Raw genomic sequence first — 12,222 nt, forward strand, 5'->3', positions numbered from 1 at the left:
TGCATATGATGATTATGCCTACTCATTGAAAGGAGCGATCACATATGGGATTTTTTCCAACACCGGGAGCCGGCGGAGGATTTCCAGGATTCCCAAGCGGACCAGGCGGACCAGGCGGACCTGGCGTGCCAGGAGGACCTGGAGGACCAGGGGGACCAGGGTTTCCGGGTGGAACCCCCGGACAATTTCCGGGGGGTGCACCGGGAGGCGTTCAAGCGCCGACGGCTCCTCCACCGCAATTCGTGCCACAAATGTCGTCTACCACATTTGCCATTGATCCCGGCGGGATCAGACGCTGCCTGTTCCGCAACACATACATTTGGCTGAACAACGGCGAGCAATTCTGGTTCTTTCCGGTATTCGTCGGACGTAATTCTATTGCAGGGTTCAGATGGAATGGTTTTTTCTGGTCGTACTTCGGCATTGATTTGAATCGGATTAGCTCGTTCACGTGCTTCTAAGGCAGACAGCGATAGAGAACAGCCAGCAGGCTGTTCTCTATGTTGTGCAAATTATCGTGTCCCGGGAGTTGTGAATTTCGCAAAAGATACATAGTGAAGAATCGTTTCCCCTGACGCTAACGTTAATGCTGGATCAAAAAAGGGACTACTCTGCAAAGGATAGCCTTAAAGCTTGCCGTTACAGACAGCGCGTTGAGCCATCTCATAAATCACGGTAATGCGGAGGGATGGGCACGTTGGTGATCCATTGTGTTATGAATTCAATTAGTTTTTTTGCCGCTGGAGAGGCATTTTTAATGGAGGCGGCTGCAATACCAATAGAACGATAATACTCGCCTTCCAATGGGCGATAACATACATTGTCGGGGAGATGTGACAAAATCATTTCTGGGAGAATACTTAACCCTAAACCATTTTGTACCATGGCGATTATGGCATGATCATCTTCTAATTCATATTTGATCGTGGGTGTGAGTTTATTTTGCGAGAAAATTCGCTTTACATCGGTGTCACAACCCGCAATGGGCATGATAAAAGGTTCATTAATCAATTGCTCAAGGCGGATATTTGATTGGCGCTCGAGAGGATGATTCTGCCACATAATGCAGACCATCCTATCTTTTTGAAGAGGGACCACATGAAAAGCATCTCGAGTAGGCAGATTAACAAATCCCAAGTCAGCGGTTCCATCGGCAATCCATTCTTCTATTTCAGAGTAGTTACCATCAAGTAGTTTTATTTCAATATGTGGAAACTGATTTTGAAATTGTTTAATGATTTGGGGCATCCATTGGATCGATACACTAGAGAAAGTACCTATTTTCACAGTGCCGATTTCGACACCCTTTAATGCAGCTACTTCTTGATTGAGTTTTTCATTAAGTTGGAGGATTTCTCTGATATGTGGGATTAAACGTTCGCCATCGTTGGTTAACCGGATACCCGATCTGTTTCTTATGAGAAGACACAGTCCGAATTCAGCTTCTAAGCTAGAAAGCGCATGACTGATGGCTGATTGTGTTAAATTTAATATCTCTCCTGTTTTGGTAATGCTGCCGATCTCAACTACCTTACTGAAAATTTGATATTTTAAAAGATTCATAATGATTTCTCTCCTCAATAATGTATGAAAAAAATTCATTAAACTAACAATTAATATTCATTATTTTTATCTTAATTATAATAGTATAATCTGTTTTATATAAAAACATCTACGATTAAAGGGGAGTTTGAGCGGAATGGTTCATGAATCAAACGGATCTTATTATGCAGTCATATTTTCAAGTCAACGTACGGAGGGGGATAACGGGTATAACATTATGGCTGAAAAAATGGAGCAGCTTGCGTCCGGGCAACCTGGGTTTTTAGGAGTGGAAAGTGTCAGGGATTCTTCAGGAGCGGGTATTACGATTTCTTATTGGGAGAGCTTGGAGGCGATTAGTAACTGGAAACAACATCAATCTCACAAAGTTGCTCAGGAGAAAGGTAAGAAAGAATGGTACCAAAATTACAAAGTGAAAATTTGTAAAGTTGAAAGAGAGTATTCTTGAGTGGTAAAATATTACTGCAAAGTAATTGGGAATCAATCCATTGAAGCGTGCAACAACAATCATTTTATTTCAAAAGGATGCGAAGAAACTTATCCGAGAAAATAGAAGAGTCCGTTACTAATTAGATAAAATATAGATATGGGATGGTTTTTAGATGAACTATCAAATTAAAAGGGCGACCCTTGAAGAAAAAGAAATCCTCAACAACCTAATGCAATTTTATATGTATGATTTCTCCGAGTATATGGATTTGCACCTTGAAGAAAACGGAAAATTTAATGATTATCCTCTCAACGATTACTGGACAGAAGAATCGAATTTCCCATATCTGTTAACTCTGAATGGGAAAAATGCTGGATTCGTTTTAGTCAAAATAAAAAATAGAGATGATGATTTATACTTTTCCATTGCAGAGTTTTTTATTATAAAAAAGTATCGGAGAGTAGGATTAGGTAGACTAGTTGCAAAAGATATTTTTAATATACATAAGGGGCAATGGGAAGTTTACCAAATAGATAATAACGAGCCCGCACAACGCTTTTGGAAAAAGGTGATAGAGGAATACACTGGCGGAAAATTCACTGAACGAATTGAAGCAGGGAGAAAGACACAGGTGTTTGTTAATCGAGTTGAATCTTAAGCTAGGGTACAATAGATCAATAAAAAGCGGCAGTCGTGGACTTTATTTTCTAGTCCAGGGTTGCCGTTGTTTTTTTAGGATCTCCAGAAGTGATGTTATAGGCCAGTTGTCCGGGTATTTTTGAGTAGTACAAAATCACTTCTAATGTTAAAATTACCCAAAAAGTATTTTAGGAGGCTAAGACGGGAATTATGCTAAATATACAGCAGATTGTAGAACTTATTCCTCATCGGTATCCGTTTATTTTAGTGGACAGAATAATAGAGCTGGAGGAGAACAAAAGAGCAGTAGGTATTAAAAATGTATCCATTAATGAACCGTTTTTTAACGGCCATTTTCCTGAGCATCCTGTTATGCCGGGTGTTTTAATTGTGGAGGCATTAGCCCAGGTAGGCGGAATCACAATGTGCAAAAACGAGAAGCTGATGGGCAAGATAGGGTTATTAGTTGGCATTGATAATGCCCGTTTTAAGCGCCAAGTAACGCCTGGGGATCAGCTTCTTCTCGAATTCGAAGTCAATCGGATGAAAGGTGAAATTGTAAAAGGCAAAGGCACCGCAACAGTAAATAGTGAGCTTGTATGTGAAGCTGAGATTTCTTTTGCATTTGTGCAAAAAGGAGGTTCAAAATGAAAAGGATGCCGTTTGTACGACCAACCGAACATTACGATCTGCAAATTAAGGATATTGACGAGCAAATATGTGCATTGATCAAGCAACGAAAGGAAATCTCGAATAATAATCCAGGATTCCCACCGTTTGAATCTATCTCTAAATGGGCAGAAAATTATGAGCTCTATGAGGATTTTTTGAAAGCGGTATTTGGGACGTTGCTAAGTGAAGATCATTTTAAACCGATGGTTGAGCCAATTGATTTTAGAAAACATATTGCAGTTCTTAAATCAATTGAGAAAGATGGATTTTTTTATACACTGACCTCTATACGCCAATATAGTAATGCTAGTGTGGTCACCCTTAATATAGATTGGGACATGACAACTGAGCTTCCAACAAATTCTCATAACCATAGCTTTTTCGAGCTGTTTATAGGAGAAGAATATGATAGTCGAATGATGAATGGCGGAAGTTCAACCGGACAAGCTTCTTATAATTACGTAATTTCTCCACCGCTTTCTGACGATCCTTCAGGTGTTATATTAGAGTTCAGGGAACATGGTAAACCCTTCAAGAACAATGAGACAGGAAATCAAATTGTTTTTAGGCTGTAGTACTTATTTCTTCTCCTCCGGAAAATATTGCTTATAGCTGTCTCCATTGCTATTATCAAAAGTGGAGATCCGAGCGAAGTTAAATTAGGCGCCGCTCCATATCACAGTTAACGGATTTTTAGTGAAATAAAAACCGGCCATCCTGAGGGGATGGCTGTTTTCTGTGTAAGACAACTTAATGATTCATTTCCGAATGCGTTCCTTCCTCAGGAGATTTGCCTTCTGGTGGGATCCAAACGGGACGAATCGCAAAGGATAAAAGCAAAAGTAATGTTAATATAGAGGCTACGATTAAACCGAGTTTTCTAATCCTCGTAGGTGAAACTAATACTATAACAAAAATGACAAGGACAAACCCAACCGACGTTACAATTTCGATTACGGTTATGGGATGCAATGAAATCCTCTCCTTCTCTCAGATACAGAAAGGTGGCAGCTCTAGATTTATGAGCCCTTAAAAACTACGAAGGTACAGTTTACAATTTAGATATTCAGGAATACGAAAATTGATGACCCCACACAGACTTCAGATGTCTGTATTTTTTTGCTAATTGTGGTTCTATAGTATGATTTTTTGGGATTATTTGAAAAATGGTTGAGAAATACATAGTGTATAGTCAATACTGTGACTTATAATGTTAGCTTAGGTAATGATCTAAAACTCTTAATATAACCTTGAATATATTCATTTACGCAGTAAAAGGCTGAAAGGAAGTCATCTCTTGTTTGAAACCCTACTTTTAAATTTTTTGTTTTTGCTTTTTCCAGTATTAACATTTCTAATATTCTTTGAGAATCGGGCCTATTCCTACAATAGATTGATTCTCGTTTTTATGTCTGCAGTGACCATGAGTCTCTGTATTGCAAAACCTATCAGACTTGAAATTGGCTATATTTTTGATTTGAGGTACATTCCGTTTATTATTGTGGCACTGTTTGGAGGATATAGGAACGTTCTTCCTCTATATATTATTTTGAATGCTTACAGATTCTATGTGGGTGGAGGTGGAGTATTTTATTCGTTTCTATTTGCGACAGCGATTCTGATTTTGGTGCCGTTATATAAAAATAGATTTTTAAAATTACCATCGAAGGGCCGTGTGATTGCGGCAAGTCTGATTGCTTTGCTAATTATGGGGGTTTATCTGTTAATTTTAGGTTTTGTTCAGGATTCCTTAGACAAGCAATTTTGGATTCTTTCATTAAATGCGTTGACAACTCATGTTGGGGTGATGAGTGTCATTATGATTTTGATTGAGAAGATTATCTCCAATATTAAAAATCGGGAACGGATTGTCCAATCGGAAAGATTAAATGTCGTCAGCGAGCTAGCGGCAAGTGTATCCCATGAAATCAGAAATCCACTTACAGTGACTAGTGGTTTTTTGCAGCTATTAAATAAATCTAAAACGATGACGCCAGAGGAAAAGGGCTTTGTAGAGTTATCTCTACAAGAGCTACAGCGAGCAGAAAAAATTGTAAGTGATTATCTCTCCTTTGCCAAGCCACAATCTGAAAACATGGTTTACTCCAATATGAAGGCAGAATCAGAATATACTAAAAATATCATAATGCCTTATGCCACTATGCACAAAGTAGATGTCCAATTTAGTTTTAATAATTCGTTAAATAAAAACTATGACCGAAACCAGATTCAGCAGTGTCTAATTAATTTATATAAAAACGGTATAGAAGCGATGAAGGAAACCGATGGCGGTACGCTATTTATCGATATATTTGAAAAAAAACAAAATATTATGATCAGTATCAAAGATAACGGAGTCGGCATGACTAAAGATGAAATATCGCGACTCGGTAAGCCGTATTATTCGACTAAAGCAGAAGGAACGGGGCTGGGTATGCTTATGGTCTACAGTACCGTCGATAAAGTGAAAGGAACTATTGAAGTCGATAGTGAAAAAGGCAAAGGGACAACGTTCCTTATAACTATCCCAACATAGGCAAGTTGCAGAGAGTATCTTTTGCTGTTTATACCCCACTAGGAGTGTGTAATACCTCTCATGAATGGATTTCGTGTAAAAAGGGTAACGAGCCTGTGCGAGTCCCATCTGGAGGTGCAGCAATGGAGATATTTGTATCTATAGGCGTCAAATTGGTCATCAGCTTTTTTGGTTTGTGGATCATTACCTTTATTACCGGCCGCAAGACGCTTAGTCAATTGACACCACTCGATTTTCTGTCTTCATTGATTTTAAGTGAAATTGTCGGCAATACGATATATGATGATGAGGTGAAGATCTGGCATCTGCTGTTTGCTCTTTTTATTTGGACCGCATTATCTTATCTGTTCGAAAAGGTGACCACCCATTTTGTGAAATTCGGGAACATGGCGGAAGGCCGGACAGTGCTGCTAATTGACGATGGCAAAGTGAATCAGGATTTGTTGGAGAAATACGATATTGAGTATACCCAACTGCTGTTCATGCTGAGGCAACAAAATATCTTTTCCCTAAGTGAAGTGCGGTATGCTCTGCTTGAAACGAACGGCTCTCTATCGGTTATGCGCAAGTCTGAAGCTGAGCAGTCTTCTGCTTTTTCCATAACAGTTATTGATAAAGGCAGGGTACTGGAAGAGTCCATGCGGGGCAGATCGATGAACAAGGAGCAGATTCAGGAACGCGTCAGAGAGCAGGGTTATAATTGCATTGAGGATATTGCCTATGCTGAATATAAAGAAGACGGAACGCTCTATATCCTTCCCAAAAACAAACCATAAATCAACATGATAAGACGCTGGAGCCGAGTGACTCAAGTGTCTTTATTTGAAATCAGGAGTGCCTAGTGAATAATAAATTTTAATGGAGGTAAGGATGATTAGTTTAGGATTATGGATCTTAACCGCTCTAATTGTGCTAGTTGTTGTAATGTTTCACGCAGGAGCATTATTAGATTTTATCCGGCCTAGTGTCCTACAAACTCAAATTTTTGGTCTTCACATTACATTGTTTGGAGTAGTTGTGATATTGGCCTATGAGGGTGGTCGCGGGATAGGCGTTTTTGTTGGATTAATTGGACTGTTTACGGGGATCTTGGGCTCTTTTAGAGATTCCTCTAAACCGGAGGATAAAAAGAATATCTGACAGCTTATATATTTACTAACTTTCGGAGGGGTATAACTTTATGGAGATTTCTTTATGTAAAGCAGACGCGAGCGACGCAGAGTTTATTCATGAAATGCAAGTCAAAGCCTTTATGCCATTGCTGGAGAAATATAAAGATTATGAAACCAGCCCAGCCAATGAATCTGTGGAACAAATCAGGGATCGAATTAATCAGACTTTTGCAGATTATTATATGATTAAGTATTTTGATATTGCTGTGGGCGGTGTCCGTATCGTTAAAAAGGATAATAAAACTTATCGGGTCAGCATCATCTTTATATTGCCAGAACATCATGGGAAGGGGATTGCCCAGCAGGTTTTTGCAATGATTGAACAGAGATATAAAGATGCAAAGAAATGGGAGCTGGATAGTATTATACAGGAGCAAAGGAATTGCTATTTATATGAAAAGTTAGGGTATAGAAGCACGGGGGAAACCAAAAAAATAAATGACAACTTAACATTAGTTTTTTATGAAAAACATATGAGTTAAAGCCTTAGGGTTATACTTAAAAAAAAGACAGCGGGCAGTTCATGTCCACTGTCTTTTTCACATACAAATCAATACACTCGAATACGCTTCACAAATAACGATATAATCAATCCAATACCTGCAATTGCTGCGATAAATAAGTAAGCATGTGTAATTCCAGCGGTTAATATTTCAGGCTGTGCAGCGGTTGGATGTGTGTTTGCGAATCGTGTTTGTCCGCTAGACATTAGCGTAACAGCGAACGTTGTACCAAGAGCACCTGCAATTTGCTGAAGTGTACTCATAACAGCAGCCCCATCCGGATAGTATTTCACGGGTAATTGATTTAACCCATTGGTTTGAGCGGGCATAATGACCATAGCTAATCCGATAAACATTGCGCAGTGTATTAAAATAAAGGTTAGGCTACTGGTTTCAGTAGAGTTTCTTGTAAATAGAAAACCAGCAATGGTTGCGATAAAAAATCCAAGCGGCAGCAATAATTTCGGACCGTATTTATCGAATACTCTACCCGTAACTGGAGCCATAGCCCCGTTAATAACACTGCCTGGAAGAAGTAGAGTACCAGCCATTGTGGCCGATAACAATAAACCTCCTTTTAAATATAAAGGTAATAAAATTGCAGAAGATAAAATGATCATCATTCCTAAAAAGAGCATTATAAGACCTATCGTAAACATGGGATATTTAAATACCCGTAAATTCAGCATTGGGGTTTCCAATTTAAATTGCCGTAATACAAACAAGATTAAGCTGATGAAACCAACAATAAGAGGCAGCAAAACAATGATTTCACTCAAAGAATGATCAGCAAAGTTACTAAAACCAAAGACGATTCCACCAAATCCAAAAGTAGAAAGCAAGATGGATAAAATATCTATTTTAGGTTTTGTGATGTTGGCTACATTTTTAATGAATGTTAATCCGAAACCTAATGTAAATAACAATAAAGGTAAGCTTATCCAAAAGATATACTCCCACCCAAAATGATCTACAATTAAACCAGATAGAGTAGGCCCAAGTGCCGGTGCACACATAATAACGAGCCCCATCATTCCCATGACAGTTCCGCGTTTATGTGCAGGAAAAATAATAAGAATAATATTGGTCATTAATGGAAGCAATAAGCCTGTCCCTAAGGCTTGCACTAATCGTGCAATTAATAATGAGGTGAAATTAGGCGAGAGGGCAGCAATTAATGTACCGACGATAGATAATAGCAAGGAAGCTGTGAATAATTGTCTAGTGGTAAACCATTGCATTAATAGGGCGGATATTGGAACGAGGATACCTAATACAAGTAAATATCCTGTGGTTAGCCACTGAACCGTTGAGGCGTTGATTGAAAATTCATCCATTAAATTTGTAAAAGCCATGTTTAAGGCGGTTTCACTAAATAGCCCGACGAATGCACCTAACATAAGCGAGAAGGCCATGAGGGCTGGACGTTTAACTTGAACAGTTGATGATGATTCCATAATAATGATGAACCTCTTTTCAGAATTTTGATTCGTATTATTTTTGCATGATAGATGATATATCAACTATATGGGGGAGAGAAATGCTTTAAGCACTTCTTACATTATTCAGCACATGTGTTAGCAAAGTCTTTAACGTTGAGTAATCTGAAGCAGATAATCCTGACTCGATAATTTCGTTTAAATTGACCGTCACCTCATTTATAGTATTCTCTAATTTCCGTCCTTCTTCTGTTACATATACATTTACCGCTCGGCGATCTTGCGCACTTGTTACTTTGTGTATGTAACCTTTGCTCTCTAAGCTGGCGATCATTCGGGCAACACTGGCTTTGTCCTTACCAAGATTAGCAGCAATCTCGTTCTGAGATAGACCTTCTTTCTCAAGCATCAGAGCCATAAGTAGATGCTGTTCAGGTGCAAGTCGAAAAGGAGCAAGTAACTTTGTTAAATAATTTGCTATTTCTAAATGCAAATCTCGAATGACCAAACCTAAAGGTTCTCTTGAATCCATATGATCTCTCCTAATTGAAGAATAGATGATATATCAACGTTATTGATTTGTCTATATTAGCATAAAGTTATGTATGCTTGTCAAGTTAAAGAAAATGAATTGAATCATAGACTTAGATACAAGCGGCAAAGTTGTTTAATGCCCAATCACTTGATGATACATAGTCATATGCTGTTGTGAAATTTGAAAAAATTAATTAGGGAGGGATTTAAATGGGGTATAACTGTGTTGGGGGCGTTCAAGAACAAAAAAAGGCTCCAGTTTGTATTAATCCTTGGACATCAACGGGTACGATTCTTGTGCTTTACATTCTTCTCGTCATTATCCTTAAAACTTGTTGGATCTAGAATTCATGTAAATTGATGCCCCAAAGTTTTTTTCTTCGGGGCGTTTCTTTGTTTTCTTTAGTTAGATAATAGACACGTTAAGGATTCAGGATAGACTTAACGGGAATAATCGGGTTGTGTCATAGAAATAGGCTGAGGATTGGCAAGTACCCATTGCACCGCCAGCTCGCATAATCTGGCTGGTTGCTCATTGCCAGCGATGTTGCGGAACCGTTTGGCGAGTGATGTTGCCTCTTGAAGAAGGACGGGCTCTAAAGGCGTTCCCGTGCTAAAATGCCGTATCAGTGCATCCAGCATTTTACGGTAATCGGCATCCCAGTTTCCTCCGCCATTATTAAGGATTTCATGAGACACCCGCCCTGTGATGCGGATAACCTCACCCTGCACCGTTGTCGCGTGTCCTGAAGCAGGGACGAGAAAATCCCACAGCTCTTGGTGCTGTGCGGGCCATGCGGTTGCCGTTACCTCGATAGGAGAGATTCCATCATGTCTCTGCAGTTTCGCTATAGGCTCGACATCAAATTGCCGGTACAGCTCCAGGAGAGCATTTGCAGTTTCATCCAGTCGATCTTTATTGTAATTTGTTCTGACGAATTCAAAATCCTTGCCGATACGCCGCACGGATTCCTTCATCTCCGGCGTGATTACTGCTCCTGCATCCAGCATAATTCGCGAGATTTCTGCCATGTGAACTATATCGATATTCCGGCATTGTAATAATCCTTTGGCGAGAGGTGTGTTTTTCCGGTTATTTTCTGCATGGACATTTGCGCCGCGTACCACCAGATCACGCACTACTTTTGTTTTGTAAGAAGCAGCTGCTGAGTGCAGCGGTGTCTCATTCTGGTAATCCAGAGCTTCCATATCTGCACCTAGTTCAAGGAGTAAGGGGACATTTCCGGACCAGGTTGCAGCCTGAGCATGAAGAGGGGTACGCTTATAGTTGTCGGCAGCGTTGATGTCAGCACCCTGCTCCACAAGCCAGGAAACCATCTCATCCGGTATTTGCCGGAAGCTGAGGGCGGTACCTTTGCTGTAACCCCCACGGGCATCCCATTCGCATAGCTCAAATACCTCTTTTAAGGCAGATATATCATTCGTTTTAACCAGCTCGGCAAAATTGGCGGGTAATGTTTTTTTCTTTTTGCCCATCTCATTTTTCCGCTCCTTTATTAATAGATAAATAGCAGATAACTTCTTGCAAGTTTATCATATAGTAGAATTGAACACTAATTCATGCAGGACGAAAAGGTTGAAGATATAAACGTAACTTTATTGGAAAAGAGTGGGATATCGTTTATATGGCGTTCCCGAAATCATAGACTATTAGAAAATGAAAACATTAAGCTTGTGTCTTGGAAATATATTCGAGATTTACGAAGGACATCGAAATTACGCTAACACAAGGCAATCAGACAAAGTGATCGACTCTGCCTTTTTTGATTTTTTAAGTTCGTTCATTTCTAATTTTTCTGAACTCCTTAGGAGTTATGTTTAAGTGTTTTTTAAAAGACTGGATAAAGTGATTTGCGTTATTGAAACCAACTCGCTGTGCGATTTCAGTTATCGTGTAGTCAGTTGCTATTAACAAATCACAGCTTTTATTAATGCGATATTTAATTAAGTAGAAATACGGAGTCATATGGATACTTTTCTTAAAACCTCGAGTGCACTCCGATACACTTAGATGTGCTGTATCTGCTATTTCCTTCAATGTCAAATTATTAGAATAGTTTTTGTGAATAAAACTAAGCATTAATTGTAGTCTCTCTTGCTGGAGTCTGTTATATTTAGACGATTCCTCAGAGGATAGAGAAAAATTTGATATAAGGATTAACCATAACTGGACTGTTTTGATAGAAACTTCGTACTCCCATCCCCATTTTTTTTTCGATTCAAATTCTTTTTTCATATCCCAAAGAATTTGTAGGATTTGATTATGCCAGTCCTTATCTCCTTTGATTTCTAAACTTAACAAGAATGAATTGGTATACGGAAGTACATACTTTTTTTCCATTGCACTATCAGAATAAAAAGCAAGTAACTTCTCTGGGAAGTTAAAACTAACATATTCACCCTCTTGGTTAAGGTATGTAACAATATGAAGTACGCTCTTATTAATAAAGATGGCCTGACCTGCTTCTAAAGCATAATTGATTCCGTTGACTTGTATGGTTAGTTTCCCTTTGGTCACTAAAGTAATTTGTAGTTCTTGGTGCCAATGTAGATCGTTAACCCCTCTGCCATTAGGAATAGATTCATAATTGGTATGAGTGTACATGATGTATGGAAATGCATCATCAGGAAATTGAATGGATTCGTGCAATTGCTTTTTCAAAGTGCTTATTCTCCTTATTTGACGATATTTCTATATAAATTAAAGATATAG

Annotated in this window: 15 protein-coding genes; 10 read left to right on the plus strand and 5 right to left on the minus strand. The window is 38.9% G+C overall.

Annotated elements, in window-relative coordinates; all coding sequences use genetic code 11:
• Positions 1–44: 44 nt before the first annotated feature.
• On the plus strand, positions 45–461 hold the full coding sequence (locus MHH63_RS08005; RefSeq protein ID WP_076183029.1) for a transporter: 417 nt from the start codon (positions 45–47) through the stop codon (positions 459–461).
• Between the two features lie 202 nt (positions 462–663).
• On the opposite strand, the gene MHH63_RS08010 is transcribed toward MHH63_RS08005, so the two are convergent.
• A complete protein-coding gene (locus MHH63_RS08010) occupies positions 664–1,563 on the minus strand; it encodes a LysR family transcriptional regulator (protein ID WP_341171376.1) in 900 nt (299 codons plus the stop codon).
• A gap of 136 nt (positions 1,564–1,699) precedes the next feature.
• On the opposite strand from MHH63_RS08010, the gene MHH63_RS08015 reads away from it, so the two are divergent.
• From MHH63_RS08015 to MHH63_RS08050, 8 genes are all read left to right on the plus strand, one after another.
• Positions 1,700–2,011: an antibiotic biosynthesis monooxygenase family protein gene (locus MHH63_RS08015; protein WP_341171377.1), complete on the plus strand. Its 312-nt coding sequence runs from the start codon at positions 1,700–1,702 to the stop codon at positions 2,009–2,011.
• A 154-nt stretch (positions 2,012–2,165) separates the two neighbouring features.
• On the plus strand, positions 2,166–2,651 hold the full coding sequence (locus tag MHH63_RS08020; protein ID WP_076127339.1) for a GNAT family N-acetyltransferase: 486 nt from the start codon (positions 2,166–2,168) through the stop codon (positions 2,649–2,651).
• A gap of 191 nt (positions 2,652–2,842) precedes the next feature.
• Entirely contained in the window at positions 2,843–3,283 is a 441-nt protein-coding gene (fabZ, locus tag MHH63_RS08025; protein ID WP_341171378.1) for a 3-hydroxyacyl-ACP dehydratase FabZ, read from the plus strand.
• Complete coding sequence (locus MHH63_RS08030) at positions 3,280–3,879, plus strand: chorismate mutase (RefSeq protein ID WP_076278720.1); 600 nt, start codon at positions 3,280–3,282, stop codon at positions 3,877–3,879. The genes fabZ and MHH63_RS08030 overlap by 4 nt, the downstream gene beginning before the upstream one ends.
• A gap of 833 nt (positions 3,880–4,712) precedes the next feature.
• Complete coding sequence (locus MHH63_RS08035) at positions 4,713–5,840, plus strand: ATP-binding protein (protein WP_248548547.1); 1,128 nt, start codon at positions 4,713–4,715, stop codon at positions 5,838–5,840.
• A gap of 122 nt (positions 5,841–5,962) precedes the next feature.
• The gene (locus MHH63_RS08040) at positions 5,963–6,616 is read left to right on the plus strand and encodes a DUF421 domain-containing protein (RefSeq protein WP_076304880.1); all 654 of its coding nucleotides are present in this window, start codon (positions 5,963–5,965) and stop codon (positions 6,614–6,616) included.
• Positions 6,617–6,710: 94 nt separating this feature from the next.
• Positions 6,711–6,980, plus strand: coding sequence for a hypothetical protein (locus MHH63_RS08045; RefSeq protein ID WP_248548548.1), 270 nt, complete (start codon positions 6,711–6,713; stop codon positions 6,978–6,980).
• Positions 6,981–7,020: 40 nt separating this feature from the next.
• Complete coding sequence (locus MHH63_RS08050) at positions 7,021–7,494, plus strand: GNAT family N-acetyltransferase (RefSeq protein ID WP_248548549.1); 474 nt, start codon at positions 7,021–7,023, stop codon at positions 7,492–7,494.
• A 68-nt stretch (positions 7,495–7,562) separates the two neighbouring features.
• Here MHH63_RS08050 and MHH63_RS08055 read toward each other — a convergent pair whose 3' ends face one another.
• Positions 7,563–8,981, minus strand: coding sequence for an MDR family MFS transporter (locus MHH63_RS08055; protein ID WP_370510795.1), 1,419 nt, complete (start codon positions 8,979–8,981; stop codon positions 7,563–7,565).
• Between the two features lie 79 nt (positions 8,982–9,060).
• A complete protein-coding gene (locus MHH63_RS08060) occupies positions 9,061–9,486 on the minus strand; it encodes a MarR family winged helix-turn-helix transcriptional regulator (protein WP_076183004.1) in 426 nt (141 codons plus the stop codon).
• A 266-nt stretch (positions 9,487–9,752) separates the two neighbouring features.
• Here MHH63_RS08060 and MHH63_RS08065 point away from each other — a divergent pair, with 266 nt between their 5' ends.
• Complete coding sequence (locus MHH63_RS08065; protein WP_232061537.1) at positions 9,753–9,833, plus strand: YjcZ family sporulation protein; 81 nt, start codon at positions 9,753–9,755, stop codon at positions 9,831–9,833.
• A gap of 96 nt (positions 9,834–9,929) precedes the next feature.
• Here MHH63_RS08065 and MHH63_RS08070 read toward each other — a convergent pair whose 3' ends face one another.
• The gene (locus MHH63_RS08070; RefSeq protein ID WP_076190631.1) at positions 9,930–10,985 is read right to left on the minus strand and encodes an ankyrin repeat domain-containing protein; all 1,056 of its coding nucleotides are present in this window, start codon (positions 10,983–10,985) and stop codon (positions 9,930–9,932) included.
• 295 nt (positions 10,986–11,280) lie between these two features.
• Positions 11,281–12,171 (minus strand): AraC family transcriptional regulator, encoded by an 891-nt coding sequence (locus MHH63_RS08075; protein WP_076306935.1) that lies wholly within the window; start codon positions 12,169–12,171, stop codon positions 11,281–11,283.
• Positions 12,172–12,222 lie beyond the last annotated feature (51 nt).

It is taken from the genome of Paenibacillus sp. FSL H3-0310, assembly GCF_038002785.1.
GTDB lineage: Bacteria > Bacillota > Bacilli > Paenibacillales > Paenibacillaceae > Paenibacillus_AQ > Paenibacillus_AQ odorifer.